A 26,223-nucleotide genomic window follows, 5' to 3' on the forward strand; every position below is an offset into this window, starting at 1 on the left:
TTACGCCGAATAGCGTCGACGAGAGTAAACATCGTTCTCCTTAGCCGTACAAGTATTGCTGTGGTCTCCAACACTACGTCAAACGTACGTACGTTCGCTAGTCCCAACTGCGGTTGACCTCTTCAGGTTCGACCAGAGTCGAATCGCCGCACCGCGAGGAGATCGCGCACTACTGGTCAGAACGCGGTTATTGCGGTAACGACGAGCAATGAGATCTGTTGCATGCGAACCGACTACCCGACGGATGCAGAAATTGTGATGAATCAGCTGAGACATGGGTACTCCAGATCCGCGACCTGCTCGCTACGGAACCCGGAACAGACGGGCAACGGCCCGTGCCGGTTCGGCGACGCGGTACACCTCGACGACCCCGTGAGCGCGTCGATCCACCGCCACACTGCTGGACATCCCACCCAGTGGCGCAGTCGAGTGGTCGTCCGGTATATCTTTGAAACGGGCCGTCCGGTTTGTTAACCGGACGGCCCGTAACCGATACCGACGCTCACACGAAGAATATCGATATCTGTTTCCCGACACGTGGAGTTGTTCCACGAGCCGGGAACGGAAGGACCGCAGTGCTGTTGGCAGAAACGTCCGGAATACCGGCCCCCGTGGCCGCTCCCCGTCCCGAGGACTGGCGCGAGTCGGCAGCGTGTCGCGGAGTCGCATCATCGGTGTTCTTCTCCCCCGACGGCGAACGCGGTCACGCCCGCGCCCGTCGCGAAGCGAACGCCCAGCAGATCTGCCAGGACTGCCCCGTGCTCGCCCGGTGCCGCGACCACGCCCTGGCAGAGGACGAACCGTACGGAATCTGGGGTGGGATGACCGAAGCCGACCGCCGGCGGCACGCCCGCCGACTCCGTTCCGGCGGGCGCCGTTGACAGGTTCGTCCCTCCTCGCGGATCACCGTGCCTCCAGCTTGTCGATGTCGGCGAGGACTTTCTTGTGCCAGGCGATCTCGGTCTGGATGCGCATCACGGCGTGGGCGACGATGAGATCGTCCGCGGTGCTCTGGTCGGGCCATCGGCGATCGAGCTGGTGATCGAACTGCTGCTCGCGTGCCGAGAGGACCGCGATGCGGTCCTCGACGTAGCCGCGAAGTACCTCTCGGTCGAGATCTGCACTGACAGCCAGGGCGAGGTCGACGGGGTCCGGTTTGAGTTCGAACTCGGTGAACGCCTCGTCGCGGAGCGCTCGGAGTTCCCTGGTTCCCTCCGCCGTGATCTCGTAGACAGTTCTGGCGGGCAGGGCGCCGTCCCGCTCCGTGCGCAACGGCCGGATCAGGCCCTCGTCTTCGAGCCGATGCAACGCACCGTAGAGCGACCCGGGTTTCACCCGTGACCACAGTTCGGCCCGATCCAGACGCGCGTCGCGACGCAGTTGGTGACCGTGCATGGGTCCCCGCTTGGAGAGAGCGCCGAGGACGAACAGCCGCGTGGGGTTCATGCCATCAGTTCTACCGGAGTACTCACATTTGAGTACTCTCCTCCGTATGGCTATTCGACCGATCCTCATTGCCGGAGACACCAGACTGACCACACCAGCGGTGACGGTCACCGCGTTCGACAGCGAACTCGCCGCCTTCGTCGACGACCTCCACGAGACCAACACCGCAGCTCACGGAGCCGGTCTGGCGGCCAACCAAGTCGGGGACCCGAGAGCGATCTTCGTGTACGACCTGATCGACGACACCCGTCGACATCGCGGGCACGTCATCAATCCGGTACTCGCGACATCACCTCTGCCCGAGAGCATGCCCGACCCAGACGAACTCGAAGGATGCCTCTCCGTTCCGGGCGAGCGTTACCCGACGGGCCGAGCCGACTGGGCGCGAGTCGTCGGCGTGGACATCGACAACAACCCGATCTCCGTCGAGGGCACCGGCTATCTGGCCCGCTGCCTGCAGCACGAAACCGATCATCTCGCCGGGCATCTCTACCTCGACCGGCTCGTCGGACGCAATCACCGCGCCGCCCGCAAGATGATCAAACGGCGTCAATGGACCGATCCCGGCAATACCTGGGTGCCCGGGGCGGACCGTGATCCCTTCGGTTGGTGACCGGCGGTCGACGCTCACCCGGCAGTTCTCCGAATCGGTTGCGTATCTGTGAATCTGGGCTCCGGAACGGTGTTCCGGTCGCGGCGGCCGGTGTCGACGTGGCGAGACTATTCGCCGACGAACTTCAGAATGTCCTGATCGAGTTCGTCCTGGTAGGCGCCGTAGATCCCGTGCGGGGCTCCGGGATAGACCTTGAGCGTGCCGTCTTTCACGAGGTGGATGGATTTCAGCGCCGCGGCGGCGATGGGCACGATCTGGTCGGCGTCGCCCTGGGCGATGAAGACGGGCACGGTCAACGCCTCGAGATCCTCGGTGAAGTCGGTTTCGGAGAACGCTTTGACGCAGTCGTAGGCGGCAGCGAGCCCGACGGCCATCCCCTGACGCCAGAAGTCGTCCTTCGCGCCCTGCGACACCGTGGCCCCCTCGCGATTGGCTCCGTAGAAGGCGACGGAGAGGTCCTTGTAGTACTGCGAACGGTCCTTCAGAACACCTTCGCGGATGGCGTCGAGCGCCTCGATCGGCGTGCCCTCGGGGTTGGAGTCGGACTTCAGCATGATCGGGGGTACAGCGCCGGCCGTGAAGATCTTCGACACCCGCCCTACGCCGTATTGCGCTGCATAGCGCACGACTTCACCCCCACCGGTCGAGTGGCCGATCAGAACGATGTCCGTCAGGTCGAGTGCCTCGACGAGTTCGGCGAGATCCTTCGCGTAGGTGTCCATGTCGTTGCCGCTGTATGTCTGGCTCGAGCGTCCGTGGCCGCGGCGATCATGGGCGATGGCGCGATAGCCCGCGTCGGCGAGAAGCTTGAGTTCGACCTGCCACGCGTCCGACGACAACGGCCAGCCATGACTGAGGATCACGGGCCTGCCGGTTCCCTGCTCGGTGTAATAGATCTCGGTTCCATCGGACGTGGTGATGTACGGCATGACTGATGCTCCTCGTGTGGGTGTTGGGCGATGGGGTCGAAGTACTCGGGTCAGACGGCGGCGTCGACCGGATTGGTCCGCGCCACGATCAGCGGATCGATGGGTGTGAAGGGAACGACGGGAGGTTCTTCTCGGACATTCCGAATGCTGCAGAAAGAACCTCGCGGGAGAACGCGGAAGCCGTGGCGCGGTATCCGATGTCCGCCGGTGTGGCCTGGTCGAAGAAGATCAGGAAGTGGATGTCCTCATCGCCGATGACCTCGATGTGGTGCGGATAGGCACGGGGAATGAAGTACACTTGGCCGGGCTCGAGGACGTAGGCGTCGAATGTCCCGTCCGGATCCAGCACTGTCATCCGTGCGCGTCCCCGGTGCACGCAGCCGAGTTCGGCCGTGACTGGATGCCAGTGCGGCTCGAGCATTCCGGTTTCCTTCACCCTCCCGATGTTCTCGATGTGATAGATCGCTGAGGTTCACGGATTACGCTCGGAGCTAAGGCGATTCGCTTGATCGACATTCCGCCGAGAATGGGCAGGGAGTCGGAATCGAGTTGGTGATGTTCCCGAACTCATTCTTGAACACCGTGTTCTCGTTGACGAGGGATCCGACATGGAAAGATCGCAAGGACATAACTTTCCTTTTCTTCTGCTTGCGTGCGCCCGTTTTTCGGGCAGTTTCGATCAGAGGTGGTGCACCCGACACCGACGTCCGCGGCTAGAACCCTCCGTGGCCGCCGAAGCCACCGAAGTGGCCGAAGTGCCCGAAGCCGCCGAAGCCGCCGAAGCCGCCGAGCTCCCCGTGGAAAGGCCCCACGTCCTGTCGTCCGGGTCCGAAAGGCCCCGTCGTTCCCGGCCAGCCCCACGGGAAACCCGAATCCGGACGGTCCGTCACGGGACCCGCATCCGGCACGACGCGAGCAGCAGGTGTAGCTCCTACATCGGGTACTGTTGCAGCGGAAGCAGTTCCGACTCCGAGGGCGATCAGGGGTGCGATTGCGGCCACGGCGACCGCCGCGCGGATTGCGAACTTGTTCATTGTTCTCACCTTCATTTTCTTTCTGTGCTGCCCCGACTTGTGCGGAGCAGGTGATGGGTTGATGATCGAACGACCATTGATATAAATCGTCGTGGAAACGGGGCCCGTCGTCGCCACTGCCAGCAGGGGCTTGCGGGTGCAACCAGCCGCAATCTCGGTCTTCCAGGTAGCTGCAATTCCATGACTGTTCGATGTGTGCGAGGGGGCGTCATGGCGTGTCGGGCCGGGCGCCGATGACGTATTCTCGAAGTCGGTCACTTCGACGGTGATCGTGCGTTTTCTCACAAACGGGGACACTCGGGGTCGACGATGGCCGAATTCCATCCTCCGGCGACGCGGTCCGATCCGCTCTCGGCGATTGCGGTAGAGCTGGCCGCGGCCGGCTTCGATGATGCCCACGAAGTCGGACGTGGCGGTTTCGGAGCGGTCTACCGCTGCTGGCAGCGCTCACTCGAGCGCACTGTTGCCATCAAGGTGCTCACTGCCGCCGCACTCGACTCGGGCAATCTCGACCGATTCCTGCGCGAGCAGCATGCGATGGGCAAACTGTCGGGGCATCCCAATATCGTCAGCATCTTCCAGAGCGGTACCACGGAATCGGGCGTGCCCTACATCGTGATGCAGTACCACCCACGCGACTCCCTCGGCGCGCTGGTCCGCGACGCCGGCCCGCTGAGCTGGCAGGATTCACTGCACATCGGGGTCAAAATAGCCGGGGCACTCGAGACGGCGCACCGGCGAGGCACCCTGCACCGCGACATCAAACCCGCGAACATCCTGCTCACCGAGTACGGGGAGCCTCAACTGACCGACTTCGGCATCGCTCGAATCGCGGGTGGATTCGAGACGGCCACCGGCCTCGTCTCCGGTTCCCCCGCGTTCACCGCACCCGAGGTACTCCACGGACAAACCCCCACACCGGCGTCGGATCTCTACAGCCTCGGGGCCACGCTCCTGTGCGCGCTCAACGGTCACGCGGGCATCGAACGCCCCCGAGCCGAGCAGACGGCCACTCAGGTGCCGCACACCACCGACGCGACAACATCCGATTCGACGCTGTCCGAGGCGACGCAGACCGACATACCCGCCGACGTGCGCTCCGCCATCAACCATGCGATGGCGGCCAACATCGAGGATCGGCCCGCGACCGCCGCCGAGTTCGGTGAAGAGTTGCGGCGGATTCAGCGCCGCCACGGCCTGACCGTCGACGACATGGCCGTGCCCACCGACATCGGCGACGACCACGCCCGCGAACACCCGCAGTCGGCGCGGGCACGGGCGAGTTCGGAGAGCGGCCCGGTGACGACACGGCTGCGCGTGATCCTCGCCGACGACGACGTCCTGCTCCGCGAGGGCGTGGCGAGCCTGCTCACACGCTCCGGCTTCGACGTCCTGGAACAGGCCGGCGACGCAACCACACTCCTCGACCTCGTCCGGGAGCGCGCCCCCGACCTGGTGATGGTCGATATCCGGATGCCCCCGACCCACACCACCGAAGGGCTCGACGCGGCCCGGGCGATCCGCGACGAATTCCCCGAGGTCGGCATCCTGGTCCTGTCGGCGCACGCCGAAGTCGAACACGCGATGGAGCTACTGGCCAGCGGCCGGGGAATCGGCTACCTGCTCAAGAGCCGCATCACCGACGTCGACGACTTCATCGATACCCTCCAGCGCATCGCCGCGGGGGCCTCCGTCGTCGACCCCGCGCTGGTTCAGGAGTTGGTCTCCGCCCGCAGGCGCAACGACCCGCTCGCCGCACTCAGCGCGCGGGAGCGGGAGGTGCTGGCCCTCATGGCGGAAGGGCGTTCCAACGCCGGCATCGCCCGCCGACTGTGGGTCACCGAGGGCACCGTCGAGAAACACGTACGCAGCATCCTCACCAAACTGAACCTCCCGGAGACCGGCGACGATCACCGACGGGTTCTCGCGGTCGTCACCTTCCTCGAGGCCCGCTGACCGGAGCCACGCGCTCCCCTTCGGTTCCGTCACCGGCGCGGAGCAGATCCCGGATCGCGTCGGACGACAGATCGGACTTCGACACGAAGCCCACCGCGGGGCTCCCGGAGATCCAGTCCGCCAGGTCCTGCTCGGCGTGCGTGGAAATCAGGATCACCGCTGACCGGTACGCCTCGTTGTGGAGCCGCTCCGCGAGTTCGAATCCGCTCTCCGCGCCGAGTTCGACGTCGACCAGGATGACGTCGGGGTGCAACTGCGCGGCCGACCGGACCGCGTCGGCGGTGTTCGACGCCGTGCCGACGACCGTGATGCCCTGCTGCTCGAGCAGTCGCCGGGCAGTATCCGAGAAACGTGGGCTGTCGTCGACGATCAGGCACCGTAGACGACCGAGTTGCAACACCATGACGTTCATGATTGACCCCGTACTTCCCGGTACGCATTCCCGGTAGCAGGAAGATCTTCTAGGTCACTCGCCGGCGACCGGGATGGTGATGTCCAGCGTGGTCCCGTGACCGGGTGGACTCGTGACCTGCATGTGGCCGCCGAGTGCCTCGACACGGTCCTGTAGCCCGATGAGCCCGGAGCCCGCACCCGACGAGGCACCGCCGACGCCGTCGTCCCCGATCACGAGATGGAGAGTGCCGTCCTCCGCCCGGAGGGACACATCCACCTCGGAGGCGTGGGCATGCTTGGCGGCATTGGTGAGCGTCTCGGCGACCACATAGTATGCGGCGACCTCGACCGATTCCTCGAACCGGCCCTCGAGCGCGACGTCGAGGGACACGGGGACAGCCGAGCGACGGGCCAGCGTCTTCACTGCCGATCCCAGCCCGCCCTTCGCCAGGATCGCGGGATGGATTCCGTGCGAGAGTTCCCGCAGATCCTCCGACACCCCCTTGAGCCCGGAGGCGATGGCCGACAGCTGCTCCTTCACGTCCTGCCATTCGACCGGCACCGACGCTTCTGCCAAGCGCACCTCGAGTCCCAGCGACACCAACCGCTGTTGGGCCCCATCGTGCAGATCACGTTCCAGGCGACGGCGCGCCTCGTCGGCGGCCGCGACAATCCTCGCCCGTGAGGCGATCAGTTCGGCGCGGGTCACAGCATTGGCGATCGCAGTCGCGACGAGATCGGCGAAGTCACCGAGTCGGGCCTCGGTGTCCGCGGGCAGCGGCTCGGTGCGTCGCGAACCGACGATCGCCGCGCCCCACACCCGTTCGTTCACGACGATCGGGACTCCCACGATCGATCCGAAGCCCTCGGCACGAATACGCGTAGCAACTGCCCCACCGACGTGTGCGTGGTTGTCGATCCTGGCGCCGTGGCCGGTGCGCAACACGATCGCCCCGACGTCGCCACCCTCCGTCGAGATCCTGTCCCCGGTGCCGGGCATCCCAATCACCCCCGGCTCGTATCGAACGGCGACCAGCGTCCCGGTGCCGTCTCCCTCGTAGCGAAGCAGCACGGCGTCGACCACATGCAGCCAGAGCGCGAGTTCTTCGGCCACCGCCGTGAACACCTCCGAGGGGCTCACCCCACGCGCTGCCAGTGTTGCCACTCGACGCAGTGAAGCCTGGTGTTCGGCGAGGATCGCGAGTTCGTCCCGGCTCGCCTCAGCCTCTCGGCGCCGCAGTACCGCTTCTGCGGTGCGCAGTCGGGCCTGTCCGGCCATGAGGTTGGCCACGAGCGCGACGGGCAGGAAAACCAGGATGGCCACCCAGTCGCTGGCTTTGGTCGGAAGTAGGGTGCCCTCCACCTGAAGGTGAAAGTAGACATAGACCAGTGCGCTCACCAGCGTCGTCATCACCGACAGCGCGAATCCCCACCGAGCCGAGACCACCAGAACTCCGAGCAAGAACACCGCACCGAATGCGTTCTGCGGCGCGACCTTGTCGAGTTGATGCACCACAACGGTTTCCACGGTGATCACGGTGGCGGCGACCACGATCCCCAACCACAACGGCGGGGTGGTCGGACGCACCAGGAGCGATATCAGACGCGCAGGCATCTGGTGCGCGTCCGCATCGAAAGCCGCCCGTGGGGACGCTGCGCCGCGCCGGGACAGCGCTCCGATTGATCGCCGTGACCACATTCGCGTCATCGTGCATGCTCGGATCAGTCGTGGAGTTCTCGGACAGACCTCGATGAGCATCATATCGAGCTGCCGGTCCGGTCTCATCCGATCGAGTTCCCGTCACTCGGCTGACACCCGCCGATGTCGCTACGCTGGGCACAGGCCGATGCAGTAAACCTTGGGAGGAAGCGGTGGTAGCCGTACAGATACAGGTGGGTGATCTGGTGCAGGCGTCCGGTCACGCCGGTCCCTGGCTGGTGGTCGAGCTCAGCAAGGGCATGGCGTCGCTGCAGCATCCCGACGGGCACAGGCTTTCAGTCCGAACCACGACGCTGTCCGTCGTGCACAAGGCGACGAGCCCGGCGGGTGAGGTCGAGCCTGTCGACACCGAACAGCCGGGAGAGGCGCCCACCCTCTTCGACTAGGTCGTGTCTCCGAGTCAGGCAGTTCCCAGGCTGAGAGCAGGTTTCGTTCATGGCATGTCGTATCGGTGAGCTCGTGCTCGGTTGCCGCGACCCTGAGGTGCTGGCGCGGTTCTGGTGCGAGGTCCTCGACTTCGTCGTGCTCGACCACGAGGACGACGGCTCGGTGGAGATCGGGCCTCGCGAAGGGTTCGGCGGTCCGCAGCCGACGATCATCCTCAGTCGCAGGGACGAGCCGGAGAAGGGGAAATCCCGGCTGCACATCGACGTCAACGCCACCGACCGCGATCAGGACGCCGAGCTCGAACGCCTTCTGAAGCTCGGTGCGCGCCCGGCCGACATCGGCCAGACAGGGCAGGAGCAGTGGCATGTCCTGACCGACCCCGAAGGCAATGAGTTCTGCCTGCTGAAGGCCCGCCTCAACCCGCTCTGACGCTCATCGGTCACACCTCGACATCAGGCACCCAGGGGGTCCCCGCAGGAACCGCGGCAGTCGACGGTCGTGGTGACGATCGACGTGGCAGCCGGAGTCTGCGGGGTCGAGCCGAACCCGCCGGCCTCGACGGTCCGAGTGCCGCCGGACTGCGAGCTCGCGGTGACGAAGTCGCGGACCGCGTCCGACGGAGCGAGGAGTACGCGGTGACCGTCGGCGAGTTCGACCATGGCATCCGCGAACTCGCCGAGCGGCGATCGCGACCAGTGTCCGACGACGATGCGCACGCCCGAGCCGGTGCCCAGGCCGGTGATCTCCCCGTCGAACCACCATCTGGTCATCCGGCCAGCGTATGCGCGGTTATTCCGTCAGGTGTCGGTACTTCGCCGCGCTCCGGTCCGACAGGACGGTGCGGAGAATGAATCGCGTTTGGGCCGTGATGTATTGGTCCACCGTGTAGCGGGCCCCGAAGTGCCAGTGCTTGAGCGCCCACCCGTGCGCGAGCATCATCATGTCGAACGTCGTCAGATCGACGTCGAGATCGCCGGCGATGCCCGCGGCGATTGCGGCGTCGAGGGCGTCGTGGAGCGGCTTGGACGTCGCCACCTCGAGTTCCTTGATCCGCTCACGCCCGTCCTGGTCGAGTGTCCGACTCTCCCGATACGTCAGCACGACGGCATCGAGATTCTCGTCGACGATCTCGACATAGCGCCGGAACCCGGCCACGAGCCTGTCGACGGGGTCGGTTCCCACTGCGTCCATCGCGGGCTCGAGCTGATCTCGGAAGGCGTCGAGGATGTCGACGATCGTGGCGAGGAGGATGTCCTCCTTGCCACCGAAGTACTTGTAGATCAGCCCGACACTCACCTGGGCCTCGTCGGCCAGCGCCTGCATGGACATCTGGTGGAAGCCGGTCCGCTGCATCACCGTGACGGCGGCGTCGAGCACCTGACGTCGCCTGGAGCTGACGCGCACGGCGCGGACGGCTTCGTCGAGTGGAAGGGCGGACGTGTCCTTCGCCATGACAGATGACCTCTCCTTGCTGACAGAACCTGCGGTGAACGAGTATTCACAGTATCCCGCGCGAGGCCGGAACTGCAGTCCGGCCCGCGTCAGATACCGAGATCCTTCGCGACGATGGTCTTCATGATCTCGGTGGTCCCGCCGTAGATCGTCTGGATCCGGGCGTCCACGAACGCGCGCGCCACCGCGTATTCGCGCATGTACCCGTACCCGCCGTGCAACTGCAGGCACCGGTCGGCGACGCGAACCTGCAGTTCAGTGGTCCACCACTTGAGCCGCGCCGCACGGGCCGGGATCAGCTCTCCGCGGACGTGCTGCCGGATGCAGTCGTCGAGGTAGGTCCGGGCCAGATCGAGTTCCGTGGCCAGTTCCGCGAGAACGAACTGGGTGTTCTGGAAACCGGCGATCGGCCGTCCGAAGGCGCTGCGTTCCTTCACGTACTCCAGGGTCTGCTCGAGCACGCCCTCGGCGGCCGAGACCGCGCCGACGGACAGCGAGAGGCGCTCCTGCGGCAGATTGTGGACGAGTTGATAGAAACCCTGCCCCTCCTCGCCGAGGAGATTGGCCACCGGCACGCGCATGTCGGTGAACGTCAACTCGCTCGTGTCCTGGGCGTGCAGCCCGATCTTCTCCAGGTTGCGGCCCCGGGAGAACCCCGGTGTGTCGGACTCGACGACGAGCAGGGACAGCCCCTTGTGCGTGTCTGCCGACGTGCGCACGGCGACGACGAAGAGCGTGCCGTTCTGGCCGTTGGAGATGAACGTCTTGCTGCCGTTCACCACGTAGTGGTCGCCGTCGCGCACTGCCGTGGTGCGGATCCCGGTGAGGTCGCTGCCAGTGCCCGGCTCGGTCATCGCGATGCCGAGAATCGTCTCCCCGGTGACGGTTCCGGGAATCCAGCGCCCCTTCTGCTCCTCCGTCGTCATGTCCGTCAGGTACGGCAGCACGACGTCGTTCTGCAGCGAGAACGCGATGCCCGCGGCGGCGGCACCCGCCCGGTTGACCTCGTCGACGACGATCGCGTTGTAGCGGAAGTCCTCGACGCCGGGACCGCCGTAGGCTTCGGGAACCGGGAAGCCGAGCAGCCCCTGCTTACCCGCGTCGGTGAACAGCGCCGGGTCGAGGCAGCTTTCACTCTCCCACTGCTCGTGCCGCGGGACGATCCGCTCACGCACGAAGCTGCGGACACTGTCCCGGAACTGGTGGTGCTCGGACTCGTATTCGATGGTCATGTGGTTCGTCTCCTATCCGCGGAATGCGTTCTCGCCGGTGAAGGCCTGCCCGAGAACCAGCTGATGCATCTCGGGTGTGCCCTCGTAGGTCAGGACCGATTCGAGATTGACCATGTGCCGAATGACGGGGAATTCCAGTGAGATTCCGTTGCCACCGAGGATGGTGCGTGCCGTGCGGCAGATCTCGATGGCCTCACGCGTGTTGTTGAGTTTGCCGAAGCTGACCTGGTCCGGTCGCAGCCCAGCTGTGTCCTTGAGCCTGCCGAGGTGGAGCGACAGCAGCTGCCCCTTGTGCAGCTCGACTGCCATGTCAGCCAACTTGGCCTGGGTCAGCTGGAAGCCGCCGATCGGCCGGCCGAACTGGGAGCGGTCCTTCGAGTACTGCAGCGCGGCCTCCCACGCGGACCTCGCCGCGCCCATCGCACCCCAGACGATTCCGTACCGGGCCTCGGACAAACTGCTGAGCGGGGCCCGCACACCACGAGCGGCAGGGAGCATAGCCGATTCGGGGAGGCGCACGTTGTCGAGTACCAGTTCGCTGGTGACCGAGGCCCGCAGCGACATCTTGTGCTTGATCAGGGGTGCGCTGAAGCCGGGGGTGTCGGTCGGGACGACGAAGCCCCGGATGCCGTCGTCGGTGGCCGCCCAGACCACCGCGACGTCGGCGATGCTGCCGTTGGTGATCCACATCTTGCGGCCGTTCAGAATCCAGTCCGAGCCGTCGCGCTTGGCGCGGGTCGACATCGACGCCGGGTCGGAGCCTGCATCCGGTTCGGTGAGTCCGAAGCAGCCGATGATCTCGCCCGCCGCCATGCCGGGCAGCCACTGATTCTTCTGCTCTTCGGAACCGTTGTTCCAGATCGAGAACATGGCCAGGGAGCCCTGCACCGACACGAGGGAGCGAATGCCGGAGTCGCAGGCCTCGAGTTCGAGGCAGGCGAGACCGTAGTGGACGGCCGAGGATCCTCCGCATCCGTAGCCTTCGAGATGCATGCCCAGGACCCCGAGCTTCCCGAACTCTCTCGCCAGCTCGCGGGCTCCCGGCAGCTCCCCGGCCTCGAACCAGTCCGCGATGTGTGGCATGACGTGTTCGGCGCAGAACTTCCGGACGGTGTCGCGCACAGCGAGTTCGTCGTCCGAGTACAGCGAGTCGATGTCGAGTGGGTCGACGGCGTTGAAGGGCCGAGGTTGTGATTGCGTGGTCATGACGGTGTCCTTTACGAGCCGATGGTGTGGGATCCGCGGGAGCTCGGGACGACGAATGCCCCGCTCTCGAACTCCCGGCGCGCGGTATCGGTGGCCTTGTAGTGCAACTTCTTTCCCGTCGCCGACACGGGGAGTGATTCCACGAAACGGTAGGCCCGGGGGCGCTTGAACTGCGACAGCATCGGATGCGTGCGGCAGAAGTCGTCCAGATCGTCCGCGGACGGGACCGGTGCGGTGGTGACGACGTACGCGACGACGACCTGCCCCCACGTGTCGTCGGGAACCCCGACCACCAGCGAATCCGTGACCGACCGGTGCTCGTTGAGCGCTTCCTCGATCTGCACGGGGTGCACGTTCTCGCCGCCGGACAGGAGCATGTCGTCCTTGCGGCCGACGATCGTCACGAACTCCTTGTCGTCCCAGGTGGCCAGATCGCCGATGTGGAGCCAGCCGTTGCGGAACTTCTGCCTCTCCGGCTCCGGGGCATCGACGTAGGCGTTGGCGCCTTTCGGTGAGCGCACGATGACCTCACCGATCTCGGTTCCGTCCTTGGCGACCGTCTCGTGCGCGTCGGCGAGGCGGTCGTCGAACAGCCTGACCACGGCGACGTCGTCGTCGATGCAGGCGCGACCGGCTGTCCCGGCCATCTCCGGCAGATCGGTGGGCCGGAGGAAGGTGTTCCAGAATCCTTCGGTGCTGCCGTACCCATTGAAGATGCGGGGGTTCAGCACCTTCTGATAGTGCAGTGCCGCCTCCCGTTCGAGAGGCGCGCCCATCGTCACGATGCCGTTGAGCGTGGACAGGTCTCGGGGCTTCTCTTCCTGTGCGCGAGCGAGCATCGCCAGGTTGGTCGGGGCACCGATCAGGAACGTCAGCCCGTATTCCTCGACGTAGTCGAGGGTGACCTCGGCGTCGAAGCTGCGCTGCGACACCAGCGAGGCGCCGAGATAGAACGTGGGATTCGGCCCGGCGCAGTACAGTCCGCCGCGGTGGAACCACGGAGTCATGTTCAATGTCTTGTCTTCCGCGGTCAGTGGGAAGTGCATGATTACGTCGTGGGCGCTGAAGATCTCGATCATGCTGTTCAGCGGCACGCCCTTGGGCATGCCGGTGGTTCCCGACGTGAACAGCCGTGTGGTTTCGTCCCACACCGTGCGCGTCACCTCCGGCAGCGACGCCGACTCGGCCACGAGTTCGTCGAACCGGATCACCTCGAAACCATTGCTCGGCAGGGGTTCTCCCGGCCCGACGGCGACGACGACGGCGGGCTTGTGCGTGGAACGTGCCAACGCGTCCCGCACCATCTCGCCGATCTCGGTGTCGTAGACGAACACCCTGGGACGGTTCGCGTCGAGGATGAACGCCGTCTCCCCGGACGCGAGCCGGAAATTCATCGGCGAGCCGATTGCACCGCAGGCCTGCCCGGCCAGGTAGAGCTGGGCGAACTCGGGGCCGTTGAACAACTGGTAGGCCACGACGTCGCCGGGCGCTACGCTGGCGCGGGCGAGCCCGGTGGCGAGCCGGTCGACGCGATCGCCGAGTTCGGCGTACGTCCAGCTCTCGCCGGTCGACGGGGACTGCATCGCGAGTCGATCGGCATACCGGTGGGTGTTGCGCCGGAAGCCGTTCAGATAGGTGAAGTCGTGCTCGAAGTACTGACGATAGGCGTGGGCATCGTACGTGTACGTCATGATGAGTCCTCCGTCCCGGTACCGGTCAGCCGGCCATGGTGAGGCCACCGCTGACGCTGATCACCTGGCCCGTGATGAACGACGCGGATTCGGACGCGAAGAACAGGACCGGTGCCGCCACTTCCTCCGGGCGGGCGAGCCGCCGGAACGGAATGGCCTTCACCAGAGCCTCTTTGAGCTTCTCCGTCTGGGCTTGGAACAGTGGGGTGTCGGTCGGGCCGGGACACACGCAGTTGACGTTGATCCGGTACCGGGCCATCTCACGGGCGAGCGACTTCGACAGCGCGATCACGCCGCCCTTCGCGCCGGCGTAGATGCTCTCCCCCGCACTGCCGACACGGCCGGCATCGCTCGCCAGGTTGATGACGCGCCCGCCGTTACCCGCCTCCACCATGCCGGGGAGGAACGCACTGCACATGTGCACGGGACCGAGGTAGTTGATGGCGACGACCTTCTCGGCGAATTCGGTGGTGGCGTTGAGGAACTGGTCGGTGCGGTCCCATCCCGCCGCGTTGACGAGGACGTTCGCGACGCCGACCTCGGCCGTCACCCGGTCGCGCAGGGCATCGACCTGCACCCGGTCGGCGACGTCGACGGTCATCGGAAAGAGCCGGTCGGGCCGTTCGGCTGCCGTCTTCTCCGCGGCCTGCAGGTCGAGGTCGGCGACGACCACCGTTTCGCCCTGTTCGGCGAGCGCGAGCGCGATGGCGCGGCCGATGCCGGATCCCGCGCCGGTGACCACTGCGATGTTGTTGCTCATGGTTGTTCCCACTTCCCGTGCTGTCGGACTCAGGCGTTCACGTACTTGTTGAAATTGGGCTTGCGCTTCTCCGCGAACGCCGCCGCGCCCTCGAGCCCCTCGGGTGAGTGCGTGAACAGGTCCAGCGCAGACATCGCGAGGTTGCTCAGTCCGGCCTGGTGGTCGGTGTCGGCGTTGAACGACTGCTTCAGGAAACGCAGGGTGGTGGGGCTCTTCTCCGCGATCTCCGCGGCGACGGCCTTGGCCTCCTCGAGCAGACGGTCGGCGGGGACCACCCAGTTGACCAGGCCCCAGCGTTCGGCGGTGACGGCGTCGTACTGGCGGCAGAGGTACCAGATCTCCCGGGCGCGCTTCTCGCCGACGACTCGCGCCAGGAACGCGGACCCGAACCCGGCGTCGAAGGAGCCGACCCGCGGACCCGCCTGGCCGAACTTCGCGGTCTCGGACGCGATGGTGAGGTCGCAGAGAACGTGGAGGACGTGGCCGCCGCCCACGGCGATGCCGTTCACCGCGGCGATGACGGGCTTGGGGACGTCGCGGATCAGCTTGTGCAGGTGGCCGATCTCGAACATTCCGCTCTCGGTCGGGCCGTAGTCGCCGGTCTCCGCGCGCTGCTTGACGTCGCCGCCGGTGCAGAACGCCTTCTCCCCCGCGCCGGTGAGGATGATCGCCTGCACCGCGTCGTCGGCCCACGCCGAGCGGAAGGCCTTGATCAGCTCCTCGACGGTCTTGCCACGAAAGGCGTTGTAGCGCGCGGGGCGGTTGATCGTCACGACCGCAGCCGGGCCGTCGACCTCGTAGGTGATGTCTTCGTAATCGGTCACGGTGATTCCTCTCTCTGGATTCTGCAATGAGGTGATGTTCATGATCTGTGAACAACTATTCGGTTGGAATGAACGTACATTCACGCCGAGGATTGTGTCAAGGGTCACTCGGCGCTCGGTGGTGCTAGAGGAAAGCGCTGACCCCGGTCTCCGCCCGGCCGATCAGCAGCTTCTGGATCTGACTGGTGCCCTCGTAGAGCGTCATCACCCGCGCGTCGCGCATGTATTTCGCGACGGGATATTCGTCGACGTACCCGTACCCACCGAAGATCTGAATTGCGTTGTTGGCGGCGCGAACCGCGGCCTCGCTGCAGAAGTACTTCGCCTTCGACGCGGCCGTGCCGAACGGTTCGCCGCGCTCGATCAGGTCGGCCGCCCGCCAGGTGAGCAGCCTCCCCGCGTCGGCGTCGACGGACATGTCGGCGATCAGGTCCTGCACGAGCTGGAACGACGCGAGCGGACGGTCGAACTGCGTGCGCTCGCGGGAGTAGTCGACGGCAGCTTCGAGGCAGCCCTGGATGATTCCGACGCAACCCGCACCCACCGAGACGCGGCCCTTGTCCAGCGAGTGCATGGCAATGGAGAAGCCCTGCCCCTCGGATCCGAGCAGGCAACTGGCCGGCACGCGCACGTCCGTGAAGGACAGCTCGGCCGTCGCCTGCCCGCGCAGTCCGAGCTTTCCGTGGATCTCGCGCGATTCGAATCCCGGGGTGTCCGTCGGAACCAGAAAGGCCGAAACCCCTTTGGGCCCCGGACCTCCGGTGCGCGCGAACACCAGGCACACTTTCGCCCACGTGCCGTTGGTGATGAAGATCTTGGAACCGTTGATGACGTAGTCGTCGCCCGTGCGTACCGCCTTGGTCTTCAGGTTGCCGGGGTCGGAACCGTTGTCCGGCTCGGTGAGCCCGAAACAGGCGAGCGCCTCACCGGACGCGATGCGGGGAAGCCATTCGTGCTTCTGATCCTCGGTGCCGTGCGACAGGATCACCTTGCCAACCAGCCCCATCGACACCGACACGATGCCCCGGACCGCGGAGTCCGCCCGGCCGAGTTCCTCCATGCCGAGGCAGTACGTGATGTAGTCGCCGCCGAGCCCGCCGTACTCCTCCGGAATGGTCATGCCGAAGAAGCCGATGTTGGCCAGTTTCTCGACGATCGCGGTGTCCACCGATTCGGCGCGGTCCCACGCGGCGCGGTGCGGGACGACCTCCTTGTTCAAGAAGTCGCGGGCCAGCTGCCGGAACTCCTTCTGCTCCTCGGTCAGGGTCAGGTCCATGGATGCTCCTCGATGCCGTGTTGAAGACACGATCACTGTGTGTGAGTGATCACTCACCTGGAGTGAAGCTATATTCACTCCGGGGTGTCGTCAACCCCCGGGCACTGGCCCGGTGCCGCGTCGGCTGAGTAGGCTCGACTCATGCCGGTCACCTGGTCGGACGAGGTCGACGACGTCATCTGCGGCGATCTGACCTGCGGGTTCGCGTACATCACGCCCGCAGGCGGGGCCGTGGTCACGGCGGTGGCACCCCTCGGGCTGTGCGACCGCCAGCGGGGAACGGTCGGCTTCACCACCTCGCTGGGGTTCGGCCGCAAGCTCGAACGCATCACGGGTGAACCCCGGGTGGCGCTCGCCTACCACGCCCGCGAGCACGGGATCGGCGACGGCACCAATCAGCGCTACGTGCTCGTGCAGGGAGACGCGACGTTCGACCCCACCCCCGACCCGGAACTGCTCGAGGACATCGGCCGGCGCTCCACCCCCTACACGGGCGAGCCACGCCGCGGCGTGTTCTGGGACCGGTGGCTCAGCGCGTACTATTCCGACCGGGTACCGGTGACCGTGACGGTGACGCGGGTCGTCGCCTGGCCCGACCTGCACCTGACCGGGCCGCCCGAGGTGTTCGGCGCACCGCTACCCGCGGTCGACGCGGAACCCCAGACCCCACCGAAGAAGGGCACCAGCCCACGGGTGGATGCGGCCAAGACCGGCGAGCGCGCGGCGAAGCTAGCGCACCGGTTGCTCGCCTACCGTCAGGCGGACGGCTATCCGGCCGTCGTACCGGTCGACGTGAGCTCTGCGAGCAGCGAGGGCGTGCGTCTGACGGTGCCTGCCGGAGTGCCGCAGGGCGGCCGCCGCGCAGGCCTGCTCGCCCACGCCTATCGCGCCGAGCTCGTCGGCCTCGAGTCGCGTCAGAACACCGGCTGGATCGAGGTCACGGGCACCGAGACGCTGTATGCACCCCATACCCAGGCCGGGTTCGCGGCACCACCGAACAAGACCCTCCTGCTCCTCGCCAACGGTTTTCTGGCCCGGCGTGGGCTGGCGAAGGCCCGCAAGGAGGGCCGGACCCAGGCCATGGGCGCCTGACTCAGATGACCCCGCCGTTGGCGTAGATCACCTGGCCGTTGACCCAGCGCGCCGGGCCGGCGAGGAACGACACGACCTCGGCGATGTCCGTCGGCATGCCCAGTCGCTCGAGCGGTGACATCCCGGCAAGGCGATCGACAGCGTCCTGTTGCTTGCCGTCGAGGAACAGGGGTGTGGCCGTCGGACCGGGAGCGACGGCGTTGACGGTGACGTCGCGGCCACGGAGTTCCTTCGCGAGGATCAGGGTGATCGCGTCCACGGCGCCCTTCGTCGCGGCGTACGCCGTGTAGTTGGGGAGCGCCAACTTCACCACCGAGGACGAGAAGTTGATGATCGCGCCGCCGCTGCGCACCCGCCGCGCGGCCTGCTGATCCACGACGAAGGTTCCCCGGATGTTGGTGCGGTGCATCCGGTCCAGATCGGCGAGATCGAGTTCGGCCAACGGCGCCAGCAGCATGATGCCCGCGCTGTGCACGACGACGTCGACACCGCCGTACAACTCCTCGGTGCGGTCGAACAGCATGACGACCTGGTCCTCGTCCGCCACATCCGCCTGCACCGCCGAGGCCTTCCCGCCCGCCGCGGTGATGGCGTCCACCGTGTCCTGGGCGGGCGCCGGGTTGTGGGCATATGTGACCACCACGGTCTGCCCGTCCGCCGCGAGCCGTTCGGCGGTGACGCGGCCGATCCCGCCGGAACCCCCGGTGACGATGGCAACGCGCGGGTCCTCGGCGGGTGCGGTGTCGGTCATGGGTGATCCTCTCGACTGAGCGGCGAATCGGTCTCCTCTCCGATCACACAGGCAGTCTCGAACGCCGGTCAAGGGCCCGGCACCTGGTTCACCGCCGCCGAGTTCGGCACGGTATTGTCACCTCAACCGAACCTTCGGTCGGCTACCGTGGATGACGGCGCACCGATGCGGTGGAGTTCTGCACCTGGAAGGATTGCGCGCATGACTACGGCACGCCCCGCACGGAAGACCGGATCGCCCGGACGTCCCGGCTACGACCTCGACTCGCTGCTCGCTGTCGCCGTCAAGGTCTTCAACGACAAGGGTTACGACGGCACCAGCATGGAGGTGCTGGCCCAGCGCCTGGGAATCACGAAGTCGTCGATCTATCACCACGTGTCCGGGAAGTCGGAGCTGCTCGAACTGGCACTGTCGCGCGCGCTCAACGCGCTCTTCGCGGTCACCACCGAGGAGAAGGCGACGAGCGGCCGGTACATCGACCGTCTCGAGTACCTCGTCCGCCGCAGTGTCGAGGTCCTCGCCGCCGAGCTTCCCTACGTGACGCTGCTGCTGCGCGTTCGGGGCAACACCGCGGTGGAGCGTCGCGCCCTCGCCCGCCGCCGCGAGTTCGACGCGTTCGTCAGCGACCTCGTCGTCGCGGCGGCGGAAGAGGGAGACCTGCGGCCCGGCATCGATCCCGCGCTCACCAGCCGGCTCGTGTTCGGCACGGTCAACTCGCTGATCGAGTGGTACCGCCCGCGCACCGGCGGCACCGTCGCCGACCTGGCGGACGCCGTCGTCGAGCTGACGTTCGACGGGCTGCGCCGCACCTGACTGGTCGGGCCTTCCAGTCGGGCCTGCGACCCAGGTACCGCAGCAGTTCGGCGACGTCATCACCGTCCGATCCGTCGATCACGGGGAGCATCGCGTGCGCGGCGTCCGGAGAACTAGTGCGCCGAACCCGGGCAACCGAACGCGAGGGAACGACGCTTCGGCGCGCGTGACACCGTTCCGTCGCACGCCCTCCGCGCGACCGGTGTCAGCCGCCATCGCTCGGGAACGCACCGGAATCCGATCCGCACCGCTGCGCCGAATCGCCGGAGCCTGCGCTCGTCGGCCGCGGACCACTCCCAGCCGAGCTTGTCGCGCGCGACCGGAGGCAGCGTTCCGCGGGCAATCCACACGAGCAGCCGTCCGAGCACGGGACCGACGAGACGCCACACGACCGCGGGAATGCGATCGTCGGGACGAGGCGTCGGTAATCCGTTGAGGAGGCGCGACCTGCGCACCGTCTCGGTCTTCTCGAGAACCGTGCAGACCATGTCGTCCCAGTAGTCCACGAAATCGGCGTACGTCTCGGGCAGGTTGGTCGCCGACACCCCGTAGAGCGCGTACCACTGCTTCGACTCCTGATACAGCTGCTCCTTCTCGGAGTCACCGAGCGGTTCACCGAAGTACTCGGCGACCACATACTGCGTGGCCAGGAACGTGGCGTGAGCCCAGAAGTACGGACCGGGATTCAGCGCGTGATACCGCCGCCCCTCGTCCGTCGTGCCCTTGATGTCCTTGTGCATGTCGCGAATCATCTGGGCCTCCGCGCCGGTCGGATCGTAGAGCGCGCGGATGATAGGCCCCGCGGAACGGGCCAGCCGGGCGAACTCGTTGCCGAAGACGGTCGAGTGCTGCACGAGAGCGGTGTCGATGACGGGATGCATCACCTGCAGCGTGCCCGACCAGGAGATCAGCAGCGCGGTTCGCCAGTCGCCGAACCGGTGCCACGTCAGCGAGTCGGGCCCGAGCGGCGGCAGCGCCGAACGGCGCTGGGACGGAAGCTCTGTGGTGGTCATGACGATCTCCTGATGCCGCTCGATGTGGAACGTGTTGCATTCAGGATGACTGTTGACATCACCTGATGTCAACAGTGGGCCGCGCGGGCTCCCCGATCGTTACCGGGATCGATGAGACGATGACGGCATGACCGACAGCCAGAACCCTCGTGGGGCACCGCGCAAATGGCGTGGCCAGGAGCCAGACGACCGCCGCGCGGCCAGGCGTGCGGCACTGATCGAGGCCGGCCTGCAGATCATGGGAACCGAGGGAACGGCAGCGACGACGATGCGGGCGACCTGCCGTCAGGCGGGCCTCACCGAGCGCTACTTCTACGAGAGTTTCGACAACCGGGAGGCGCTACTCATCGCCCTCCTCGACCACGTCGTCCTGGGCGCGAGGGACACCCTGCTCGGAGCCCTGGAGACGGGCCCGGCCGATCCGGGCGAACTCGTCCGCCACGTCGTGAAGGCGTTCACCGGCTACATAGCCCAGGACCGGCGGCGGGGACGCGTCATGTTCGTCGAGTCGCAGTCGGTGCCGGAATTGGCCCAGCGCGGCGAACAACTCGTCAACGAGTTCACCACTCCCATGGCGGCGGCACTGACAATGCTGGGTGTCGACGGCGCACCCCGCGACGCCGTCAACACCCAGCTGAACGCGATTGCCCTGTTCGGGGCGATCGCCTTTCTGTACCAGCGCTGGCTCACCGGAAGCCCGAAGATCTCGCAGAAGCGGATCGTCGAGCACATCGCACTCACCATCGAGGCTCATGCGCCGGTGAACAGCACCCCCTAGACCTGCGCGCGACGGACCAGGGGCCGCCGCATCGCTTCGAGGCCGACGACGATCACCACGGCGATCACCACGTGCATGGCAGCCAGTGCGACGGTGCTGGCGGTGTCGAAGTCCGCTTGAACGGTGAGCGCGATCGTCGCCAGCGGCAGCAGCGCGCCGATCACTTCGGCAGGCCGGATGACGGCCACCCATTTGAGTGAGATGAGCGCGGCCAGTGTCATCCCGATCAACGTCGGAACCACCGTCAGGATGACGACGCCTCCGGGGGCGACACTGCTGGTCGTGCCGGCATCCGTCATCTCGAACGACCCGCCGGCGGCGAGCCCGAGCAGCCAGATGACCAGGTTCGGGACGAGCGCTCCGATGACGGTCGCGACGACCGCCCAGGGCCGGCTCAGTTCGAGCGTCGCCGGGTTGATCCGTGAGGTCGTGGTTGCAGAAATCGTGGCTCCAGTGTTGGACATGATCTGTACTCCCTGTCGAGTTGCTCGAATTGCTACTGACCGATCCTGCAACCTCAACCATTGTTCGGGTCAAGGCTTGAAATCGAGGTCTTTTCGGTGGGACCTGACCATTAGACCCACGCGGAACGCAAAACTCATCGCGGTCGGCCCCGATCCGCCATCTGAGGAAAGATGGCCACCATGAACTCCGACCCCACACCGCTTCCCCGACCGCGGGGGCTCGGCAATCCCCTCCGCATTCTCGCGCGCTGGCTCGGCACCCGGGAATGGGTGATGCGGATGGCGCCGATCATCATCTGGCTGGAATCGCACCTGCGCGCGTGGACCGGCAACCGGGTGAGCCTCATCGGCATCGCCGGACTGCAGTCCCTGCAGGTGACGGTCCCGGGTCGCAAGAGCGGCACCCCACGGACGACGGCCTTGCTGTGCATTCCGTACGGCGACGGGTACATCGTCACCGGCTCGAACTGGGGCCGCCCCGAGCACCCGGCATGGTCGGTGAACCTGCGTGCCGCGGACGAGGCCGTGGTGAAGGCAGGGTCGCACGAGTCCCGCATGAGCGTCCGGATCATCACTGGGGACGAACGCGAGAATCTCTGGAAGCTGGTGGTCGACTACTGGCCCGGCTACCTCATGGAGCATCGACGGTCCGGCGGACGTGAGTTCCGGTTGTTCGTGCTCGAGCCCACGCGATCGGCTACGGAGACTCGCGAATCCTGAAGACCGGCTCCACGAAGCGTTCGACGGCGTGACGCTCTGCGGCCGCGTTGGGCAACGGCCAGGTCAACAGCTCGCGATCACGGGGAATATGTGTCAGGATCGGCGTCATTGCGAGGTGGCAAGTTGGCTGCAAGTTCGCTACGCGAGCGAATGCCGAGCTTGGCGTATACGCGGGTCAGGTGGTACTGCACTGTCTTGACGGACACGAAGAGTTCGTCTGCGACCTCCTTGTTTCGTTTTCCGGACGCGACCAGTATCGCCACAGTGCGCTCTTGCGGAGTCAGTGTGGTGATGAGTATGGATATTTCGTTGTCCCTCGACGCGCTGACTTTGAGGCCTCCCGCTTGGAGTTCACGTTCGCATCGCTTCACATAGGTCTCCGCAGCGAGTAGTACGTAGAGTTCACGGGCATTGCGCATCACCGCATCGGCATCTCGGCGACGTCCGGCACGGCGCAGGGTCTGTCCGTACGCGAAGTTGATGCGGGCCTGCTCGTACGGCATCGATAATTCCGAAATGTCCTCGAGGGCCGCTTCGAATGATTCGATTGCCTTGTCGATGTCACCTTGTGCACCCGAGACTCGGCCTCGAATGGTGCGAAGGCGCGCAGCCGTGGATCGGTGGTTTCGTGTGGCTGCGAGGCTTTCGTGGGGTCGCAGGAATGTGTCAGCTTCTTCGACCCGGCCGGTCACGACAAGTGCGTTGGCATACGTGTCGGCCCAGGGCCAGAAGCCCGGCTCGTTCATTGCATGCCGATCGTCGATTCCCCGTAGCGGTTGAAGGTAGCGGAGGACGCTCACGTAATCAGCGGATGCTTCGGCATACTGCGCCATGGCAATCCGCGCGGGGGCCAGCATGATTTTGTAGTCGTGGTTGCCGGCACGCCCGAGGCGGAGATGCTGCCGGGAGGCCAGCCAGTTCCCACGCAAGGCGTGAATCTGCGCGCCCGTCCAATGAACGAGTGGCCGGAGCAGGCTCACACCCGACGTGTCGAGTTGTGCCGCCGCGCGATCCACCGTACGCAGTGCGTCGTCCCAGTCTCCCAGAACGAAGTAGGCGCGTGCCAACCATGCTTGTGCCCACAGCGAGATCCGGAGTGAACCGCCGCGATGGTTTGTACACTCGGCCCTTTCGAGTTCGGCGCGAGCGGTCTCCGGATCGTCGAGGGCGAGAGCGAGCCAACCTTCCGCCATTCCAACGCGTTGTCGCTGTTCTCCGAGCCGGATTCGTGCGGCCAGTTGGGCGTAGGCGGACAGTGCCTCGCTGGTTCGCCCGGCCATCGCCAGCCCCAACCCACGGATCGCCGCCGATTCGATTGCAGCGGGCGTCCCGCAGTCGACGAGGGATGCGGCACGGTCCGCCCACATCACCAGGTCGTCGGTGCAGAGTTCTGCCAGCGAGTGCAGCACCATTCGCTGGCAGATTATCGCCGCGATGTCGGGTTCATCGGCCGGACCTCCCAGAGCCTCCCATGCACAGGTCAGCGCGTGATGTGCCTCCGCCTGGCGTCCGCGTTGTATCGCGAGGTAGCCGAGGACGGCACTCCGTCTCGGTCCGGCCGGTGCGGCTTCGACGTCGAGGAGGTAGGTCAGTGCTTGCGGGAGGAGAGCAGCTCCGGTCAGTGCGTCGACTCCTCGGACGAGGCGGTCTGTCCGGTGATCCGGGTCTGGGCTGATTCGGCTCGCGATGATCAGTGATTTGGCTACTTCCGACCAAGCGCCGGCGCCGGCCCGGTCGTCGGCGTATCGGTCGAGTCGGTCGGCGAGGCCCGCGTCGGGCAGCGGTGCCGCGTCGGCGGCGTGGTACAGAGCGGCTCCCTCGTCCTCGACGAGGGCGATGGCGCGCTCGTGCAGTGCGCGCCATCTGGCTGGTCCGATCTCATCGGCCACCGCGGCCTGTGTCATCGGTTCGGGGAAGACCAGGGTGACCACACCTGTCTGTGACCGCATTTTTATCAGGCCGACGCTATGAAGCACTTCCAGGGCGGGGATGGGGTCGTCGAGGCCCGCGAGTTGGGTTGCGGTCGGAAGCGGGCATTCGGTGCCGAGAACAGCAGCAGCTTCCGCTAACGCGCGCGCGTCGGCGGGGCACCGGGCCAGCGCCCGGCGAACCGCGGCTGCGTGCTCCCGGGGCGACGGGAGCCGGCCCTGCCACTGATACCACCGGTCGCGGGGAATCTCTTCGAGTAGTTGGAGTATGGGTCGTGGTTTGCCGAGCGTGTGGTCGTAGAGCTGTCGTGCCGTGAACGGTGTCAGGTCGACGCCGGCGAAAGACATTGCCAATCTTGCGATGTCGGCCGGGGTGAGGGGGCGGACTCGCACCGTACAGCCGCGGTGCTGCGCGAAGAGAGCGACGGACTCCGGCGGAACGTCGTCGGGAAGGGGATCCGGGATGACCAGCAACACGACCAGAGGGCAGCCGCCGTGTTGCACCGCAGTCAAGAGTGCCCGCAGCGACTCGATATCTGCCCAGTGTGCGTCGTCGACCACGAGGACCGTCGGCCGGCAGGCGAGTGCCGAGTAGTCGGCGGCCGCGTCGATCGGGTCGGCGTATGAGACCGGCATCTTCTGGAGTTGCTCGGTCACATCCCAAGCGCGGGTGCGTCTCCACGCGGCACCAGTCGCGGTGCGGACGTGCCAGCCCGGCCATCGGTCGGTAAGCCTGGAGATCAGCGTGGTCTTCCCCACTCCGGGCATACCTTCGACGAGAGCGATGGTGGCGGACCGAGTTCGCGTGCGATCGACCAGACGATCGAGTTCTGAGAGTTCACGGTCGTGGCCGATTGGCATCGCCAGCACGGTCGGGTCATAACGCTCGTGGGGGTGACGACCGGGCTCGATACTCATTACGGTGCTCCTGCTGTCGCCACTTCTACTGGGCGCGGGTATCACGAACAAAAGTGTCGTAGAACTGCGGTTCGATCGAACTGACCGCCATGTGCTTGCCATCGGCGGTCTCGTAGATTGAGTAGGACGGGTACCGCAATCCATCAGGTTGGATTGGCGCCGGTCCGTCGACCGCCGGCAGCGAGCATTCCGTAGATCAGTGTCCCCATGTGGGCGGCGAGGACGCCGATCACGAGATATATTGCACCGACGCCGAAGTCGCCGACAACTGCGCGAGAGGGATCTGTGGGTGTTCCTCGTCGCCGATGGCATGCAGGAGCCCCGTGCCGGCCAGGTGTCCGACATCATGTCCGGCGGTCGTTGCTTTCGGGCCGGTTTGTCCCCAGCCGGTCATCCGGGGCGTAGTCGTTCAGGGCGTCACGGTCGGCGTCAGCATTGAGATCGGGATAGATCGATCGTTTCCCGCGGTGGCGGATCTGCGACCCGTCCCGCGGCGGGCGGCCGCGCTCTGCTGGTCGGAGGTCTGCGAGAGTCATTGCCGCGAAGGGCGCCGGTCCCATGCCCCCGACCTCGAGGACTCGGAGGCCGGCGAGGGGGCCGGACGACGCGGTTGCCGGGGTCGGGCGCATGGGGGTTGCCGATCTGCCTCGGGGACGTCAGTGGTCGATATCGATCAGGTCGGTGGCACCGTGTTCGAGCCACATGGCCTCGACATTGCGGCGGATCACCTTACCGGACGCGCTGGTGGGAAGCATGTCGTTGCGCAACCACCAGCGGGTGGGGATTTGGAAGCGGCCGAGCGTTGTGGCTGCGTGTGCGCGCAAGTC

Annotated in this window: 27 protein-coding genes and 1 pseudogene; 9 read left to right on the forward strand and 19 right to left on the reverse strand. The window is 66.1% G+C overall.

Annotated features, from left to right (window positions below; translation table 11 throughout):
- Positions 1-575: 575 nt before the first annotated feature.
- Entirely contained in the window at positions 576-881 is a 306-nt protein-coding gene (locus ACFWAY_RS46125; RefSeq protein ID WP_378455062.1) for a WhiB family transcriptional regulator, read from the forward strand.
- Between the two features lie 22 nt (positions 882-903).
- Here ACFWAY_RS46125 and ACFWAY_RS46130 read toward each other — a convergent pair whose 3' ends face one another.
- Entirely contained in the window at positions 904-1,446 is a 543-nt protein-coding gene (locus ACFWAY_RS46130; RefSeq protein ID WP_378455061.1) for a PadR family transcriptional regulator, read from the reverse strand.
- A gap of 46 nt (positions 1,447-1,492) precedes the next feature.
- Between ACFWAY_RS46130 and ACFWAY_RS46135 the strand changes: the two genes are divergently transcribed.
- The gene (locus ACFWAY_RS46135) at positions 1,493-2,059 is read left to right on the forward strand and encodes a peptide deformylase (RefSeq protein WP_378515300.1); all 567 of its coding nucleotides are present in this window, start codon (positions 1,493-1,495) and stop codon (positions 2,057-2,059) included.
- Positions 2,060-2,166: 107 nt separating this feature from the next.
- On the opposite strand, the gene ACFWAY_RS46140 is transcribed toward ACFWAY_RS46135, so the two are convergent.
- The 3 genes and pseudogenes from ACFWAY_RS46140 to ACFWAY_RS46150 form a co-directional block, all read right to left on the reverse strand.
- The gene (locus ACFWAY_RS46140) at positions 2,167-2,988 is read right to left on the reverse strand and encodes an alpha/beta fold hydrolase (RefSeq protein ID WP_378515302.1); all 822 of its coding nucleotides are present in this window, start codon (positions 2,986-2,988) and stop codon (positions 2,167-2,169) included.
- A gap of 50 nt (positions 2,989-3,038) precedes the next feature.
- A pseudogene (locus ACFWAY_RS46145) lies at positions 3,039-3,427 on the reverse strand (cupin domain-containing protein); the annotation flags it as partial.
- A gap of 274 nt (positions 3,428-3,701) precedes the next feature.
- On the reverse strand, positions 3,702-4,022 hold the full coding sequence (locus ACFWAY_RS46150; RefSeq protein ID WP_378455059.1) for a hypothetical protein: 321 nt from the start codon (positions 4,020-4,022) through the stop codon (positions 3,702-3,704).
- 309 nt (positions 4,023-4,331) lie between these two features.
- On the opposite strand from ACFWAY_RS46150, the gene ACFWAY_RS46155 reads away from it, so the two are divergent.
- A complete protein-coding gene (locus ACFWAY_RS46155) occupies positions 4,332-5,978 on the forward strand; it encodes a protein kinase (protein WP_378515303.1) in 1,647 nt (548 codons plus the stop codon).
- On the opposite strand, the gene ACFWAY_RS46160 is transcribed toward ACFWAY_RS46155, so the two are convergent.
- Both ACFWAY_RS46160 and ACFWAY_RS46165 read right to left on the reverse strand, forming a co-directional pair.
- A complete protein-coding gene (locus tag ACFWAY_RS46160) occupies positions 5,956-6,390 on the reverse strand; it encodes a LytR/AlgR family response regulator transcription factor (RefSeq protein WP_378515305.1) in 435 nt (144 codons plus the stop codon). The two genes, ACFWAY_RS46155 and ACFWAY_RS46160, sit on opposite strands and share 23 nt — an antisense overlap.
- A 54-nt stretch (positions 6,391-6,444) precedes the next feature.
- A complete protein-coding gene (locus ACFWAY_RS46165; RefSeq protein WP_378515307.1) occupies positions 6,445-7,986 on the reverse strand; it encodes a DUF4118 domain-containing protein in 1,542 nt (513 codons plus the stop codon).
- 257 nt (positions 7,987-8,243) lie between these two features.
- Between ACFWAY_RS46165 and ACFWAY_RS46170 the strand changes: the two genes are divergently transcribed.
- Together ACFWAY_RS46170 and ACFWAY_RS46175 are read left to right on the forward strand one after the other, a co-directional pair.
- A complete protein-coding gene (locus ACFWAY_RS46170; RefSeq protein ID WP_378455055.1) occupies positions 8,244-8,477 on the forward strand; it encodes a hypothetical protein in 234 nt (77 codons plus the stop codon).
- Between the two features lie 49 nt (positions 8,478-8,526).
- Positions 8,527-8,907: a VOC family protein gene (locus ACFWAY_RS46175; RefSeq protein ID WP_378515309.1), complete on the forward strand. Its 381-nt coding sequence runs from the start codon at positions 8,527-8,529 to the stop codon at positions 8,905-8,907.
- A gap of 23 nt (positions 8,908-8,930) precedes the next feature.
- On the opposite strand, the gene ACFWAY_RS46180 is transcribed toward ACFWAY_RS46175, so the two are convergent.
- The 8 genes from ACFWAY_RS46180 to ACFWAY_RS46215 form a co-directional block, all read right to left on the reverse strand.
- Positions 8,931-9,248, reverse strand: a complete 318-nt coding sequence (locus tag ACFWAY_RS46180; RefSeq protein WP_378515311.1) for a hypothetical protein — start codon at positions 9,246-9,248, stop codon at positions 8,931-8,933.
- Between the two features lie 19 nt (positions 9,249-9,267).
- Positions 9,268-9,930: a TetR/AcrR family transcriptional regulator gene (locus ACFWAY_RS46185; RefSeq protein ID WP_378515313.1), complete on the reverse strand. Its 663-nt coding sequence runs from the start codon at positions 9,928-9,930 to the stop codon at positions 9,268-9,270.
- Positions 9,931-10,019: 89 nt separating this feature from the next.
- Positions 10,020-11,162, reverse strand: a complete 1,143-nt coding sequence (locus ACFWAY_RS46190) for an acyl-CoA dehydrogenase family protein (protein ID WP_378515314.1) — start codon at positions 11,160-11,162, stop codon at positions 10,020-10,022.
- A gap of 12 nt (positions 11,163-11,174) precedes the next feature.
- On the reverse strand, positions 11,175-12,368 hold the full coding sequence (locus ACFWAY_RS46195) for an acyl-CoA dehydrogenase (RefSeq protein WP_378455050.1): 1,194 nt from the start codon (positions 12,366-12,368) through the stop codon (positions 11,175-11,177).
- Between the two features lie 11 nt (positions 12,369-12,379).
- Positions 12,380-14,059: a class I adenylate-forming enzyme family protein gene (locus tag ACFWAY_RS46200; protein ID WP_378455049.1), complete on the reverse strand. Its 1,680-nt coding sequence runs from the start codon at positions 14,057-14,059 to the stop codon at positions 12,380-12,382.
- A gap of 25 nt (positions 14,060-14,084) precedes the next feature.
- A complete protein-coding gene (locus ACFWAY_RS46205) occupies positions 14,085-14,819 on the reverse strand; it encodes an SDR family NAD(P)-dependent oxidoreductase (RefSeq protein WP_378455048.1) in 735 nt (244 codons plus the stop codon).
- Between the two features lie 29 nt (positions 14,820-14,848).
- Complete coding sequence (locus ACFWAY_RS46210; protein WP_378455047.1) at positions 14,849-15,643, reverse strand: enoyl-CoA hydratase-related protein; 795 nt, start codon at positions 15,641-15,643, stop codon at positions 14,849-14,851.
- A 124-nt stretch (positions 15,644-15,767) separates the two neighbouring features.
- On the reverse strand, positions 15,768-16,919 hold the full coding sequence (locus ACFWAY_RS46215; RefSeq protein WP_378515316.1) for an acyl-CoA dehydrogenase family protein: 1,152 nt from the start codon (positions 16,917-16,919) through the stop codon (positions 15,768-15,770).
- 141 nt (positions 16,920-17,060) lie between these two features.
- On the opposite strand from ACFWAY_RS46215, the gene ACFWAY_RS46220 reads away from it, so the two are divergent.
- Positions 17,061-18,011, forward strand: a complete 951-nt coding sequence (locus ACFWAY_RS46220) for a hypothetical protein (protein ID WP_378455045.1) — start codon at positions 17,061-17,063, stop codon at positions 18,009-18,011.
- A gap of 1 nt (position 18,012) precedes the next feature.
- Here the strand turns inward: ACFWAY_RS46220 and ACFWAY_RS46225 are convergent, their stop codons facing one another.
- The gene (locus tag ACFWAY_RS46225; protein WP_378515318.1) at positions 18,013-18,762 is read right to left on the reverse strand and encodes an SDR family oxidoreductase; all 750 of its coding nucleotides are present in this window, start codon (positions 18,760-18,762) and stop codon (positions 18,013-18,015) included.
- A gap of 201 nt (positions 18,763-18,963) precedes the next feature.
- Between ACFWAY_RS46225 and ACFWAY_RS46230 the strand changes: the two genes are divergently transcribed.
- The gene (locus ACFWAY_RS46230) at positions 18,964-19,575 is read left to right on the forward strand and encodes a TetR/AcrR family transcriptional regulator (RefSeq protein ID WP_005250938.1); all 612 of its coding nucleotides are present in this window, start codon (positions 18,964-18,966) and stop codon (positions 19,573-19,575) included.
- Between the two features lie 113 nt (positions 19,576-19,688).
- Here ACFWAY_RS46230 and ACFWAY_RS46235 read toward each other — a convergent pair whose 3' ends face one another.
- Positions 19,689-20,588: an oxygenase MpaB family protein gene (locus ACFWAY_RS46235; protein WP_378515320.1), complete on the reverse strand. Its 900-nt coding sequence runs from the start codon at positions 20,586-20,588 to the stop codon at positions 19,689-19,691.
- 127 nt (positions 20,589-20,715) lie between these two features.
- Between ACFWAY_RS46235 and ACFWAY_RS46240 the strand changes: the two genes are divergently transcribed.
- The gene (locus ACFWAY_RS46240; RefSeq protein WP_378455042.1) at positions 20,716-21,366 is read left to right on the forward strand and encodes a TetR/AcrR family transcriptional regulator; all 651 of its coding nucleotides are present in this window, start codon (positions 20,716-20,718) and stop codon (positions 21,364-21,366) included.
- Here ACFWAY_RS46240 and ACFWAY_RS46245 read toward each other — a convergent pair.
- Positions 21,363-21,830 (reverse strand): DUF6069 family protein, encoded by a 468-nt coding sequence (locus ACFWAY_RS46245; RefSeq protein ID WP_378455041.1) that lies wholly within the window; start codon positions 21,828-21,830, stop codon positions 21,363-21,365. The genes ACFWAY_RS46240 and ACFWAY_RS46245 overlap by 4 nt on opposite strands.
- 180 nt (positions 21,831-22,010) lie before the next feature.
- Between ACFWAY_RS46245 and ACFWAY_RS46250 the strand changes: the two genes are divergently transcribed.
- A complete protein-coding gene (locus tag ACFWAY_RS46250; protein WP_378455087.1) occupies positions 22,011-22,550 on the forward strand; it encodes a nitroreductase family deazaflavin-dependent oxidoreductase in 540 nt (179 codons plus the stop codon).
- 77 nt (positions 22,551-22,627) lie between these two features.
- On the opposite strand, the gene ACFWAY_RS46255 is transcribed toward ACFWAY_RS46250, so the two are convergent.
- Both ACFWAY_RS46255 and ACFWAY_RS46260 read right to left on the reverse strand, forming a co-directional pair.
- Positions 22,628-25,339: a LuxR C-terminal-related transcriptional regulator gene (locus ACFWAY_RS46255; protein WP_378515322.1), complete on the reverse strand. Its 2,712-nt coding sequence runs from the start codon at positions 25,337-25,339 to the stop codon at positions 22,628-22,630.
- A gap of 286 nt (positions 25,340-25,625) precedes the next feature.
- Positions 25,626-25,790, reverse strand: a complete 165-nt coding sequence (locus tag ACFWAY_RS46260; protein ID WP_378455040.1) for a hypothetical protein — start codon at positions 25,788-25,790, stop codon at positions 25,626-25,628.
- Between the last annotated feature and the right edge of the window lie 433 nt (positions 25,791-26,223).

It is taken from the genome of Rhodococcus sp. NPDC059968, from assembly GCF_042738615.1.
Taxonomy (GTDB): Bacteria; Actinomycetota; Actinomycetes; order Mycobacteriales; family Mycobacteriaceae; genus Rhodococcus_F.

What these genes read in the sequence shown, in the direction of transcription:
- ACFWAY_RS46130 (WP_378455061.1), bottom strand. Translation starts at nt 1,446, where the DNA reads ATGAACCCCACGCGGCTGTTCGTCCTCGGCGCTCTCTCCAAGCGGGGA.
- ACFWAY_RS46185 (WP_378515313.1), bottom strand. Translation starts at nt 9,930, where the DNA reads ATGGCGAAGGACACGTCCGCCCTTCCACTCGACGAAGCCGTCCGCGCC.
- ACFWAY_RS46225 (WP_378515318.1), bottom strand. Translation starts at nt 18,762, where the DNA reads ATGACCGACACCGCACCCGCCGAGGACCCGCGCGTTGCCATCGTCACC.
- ACFWAY_RS46230 (WP_005250938.1), top strand. Translation starts at nt 18,964, where the DNA reads ATGACTACGGCACGCCCCGCACGGAAGACCGGATCGCCCGGACGTCCC.
- ACFWAY_RS46255 (WP_378515322.1), bottom strand. Translation starts at nt 25,339, where the DNA reads ATGCCAATCGGCCACGACCGTGAACTCTCAGAACTCGATCGTCTGGTC.
- ACFWAY_RS46235 (WP_378515320.1), bottom strand. Translation starts at nt 20,588, where the DNA reads ATGACCACCACAGAGCTTCCGTCCCAGCGCCGTTCGGCGCTGCCGCCG.
- ACFWAY_RS46135 (WP_378515300.1), top strand. Translation starts at nt 1,493, where the DNA reads ATGGCTATTCGACCGATCCTCATTGCCGGAGACACCAGACTGACCACA.
- ACFWAY_RS46160 (WP_378515305.1), bottom strand. Translation starts at nt 6,390, where the DNA reads ATGAACGTCATGGTGTTGCAACTCGGTCGTCTACGGTGCCTGATCGTC.
- ACFWAY_RS46165 (WP_378515307.1), bottom strand. Translation starts at nt 7,986, where the DNA reads ATGCCTGCGCGTCTGATATCGCTCCTGGTGCGTCCGACCACCCCGCCG.
- ACFWAY_RS46260 (WP_378455040.1), bottom strand. Translation starts at nt 25,790, where the DNA reads ATGACCGGCTGGGGACAAACCGGCCCGAAAGCAACGACCGCCGGACAT.
- ACFWAY_RS46175 (WP_378515309.1), top strand. Translation starts at nt 8,527, where the DNA reads ATGGCATGTCGTATCGGTGAGCTCGTGCTCGGTTGCCGCGACCCTGAG.
- ACFWAY_RS46150 (WP_378455059.1), bottom strand. Translation starts at nt 4,022, where the DNA reads ATGAACAAGTTCGCAATCCGCGCGGCGGTCGCCGTGGCCGCAATCGCA.
- ACFWAY_RS46205 (WP_378455048.1), bottom strand. Translation starts at nt 14,819, where the DNA reads ATGAGCAACAACATCGCAGTGGTCACCGGCGCGGGATCCGGCATCGGC.
- ACFWAY_RS46200 (WP_378455049.1), bottom strand. Translation starts at nt 14,059, where the DNA reads ATGACGTACACGTACGATGCCCACGCCTATCGTCAGTACTTCGAGCAC.
- ACFWAY_RS46250 (WP_378455087.1), top strand. Translation starts at nt 22,011, where the DNA reads ATGAACTCCGACCCCACACCGCTTCCCCGACCGCGGGGGCTCGGCAAT.
- ACFWAY_RS46245 (WP_378455041.1), bottom strand. Translation starts at nt 21,830, where the DNA reads ATGTCCAACACTGGAGCCACGATTTCTGCAACCACGACCTCACGGATC.
- ACFWAY_RS46195 (WP_378455050.1), bottom strand. Translation starts at nt 12,368, where the DNA reads ATGACCACGCAATCACAACCTCGGCCCTTCAACGCCGTCGACCCACTC.
- ACFWAY_RS46215 (WP_378515316.1), bottom strand. Translation starts at nt 16,919, where the DNA reads ATGGACCTGACCCTGACCGAGGAGCAGAAGGAGTTCCGGCAGCTGGCC.
- ACFWAY_RS46180 (WP_378515311.1), bottom strand. Translation starts at nt 9,248, where the DNA reads ATGACCAGATGGTGGTTCGACGGGGAGATCACCGGCCTGGGCACCGGC.
- ACFWAY_RS46155 (WP_378515303.1), top strand. Translation starts at nt 4,332, where the DNA reads ATGGCCGAATTCCATCCTCCGGCGACGCGGTCCGATCCGCTCTCGGCG.
- ACFWAY_RS46220 (WP_378455045.1), top strand. Translation starts at nt 17,061, where the DNA reads ATGCCGGTCACCTGGTCGGACGAGGTCGACGACGTCATCTGCGGCGAT.
- ACFWAY_RS46140 (WP_378515302.1), bottom strand. Translation starts at nt 2,988, where the DNA reads ATGCCGTACATCACCACGTCCGATGGAACCGAGATCTATTACACCGAG.
- ACFWAY_RS46190 (WP_378515314.1), bottom strand. Translation starts at nt 11,162, where the DNA reads ATGACCATCGAATACGAGTCCGAGCACCACCAGTTCCGGGACAGTGTC.
- ACFWAY_RS46240 (WP_378455042.1), top strand. Translation starts at nt 20,716, where the DNA reads ATGACCGACAGCCAGAACCCTCGTGGGGCACCGCGCAAATGGCGTGGC.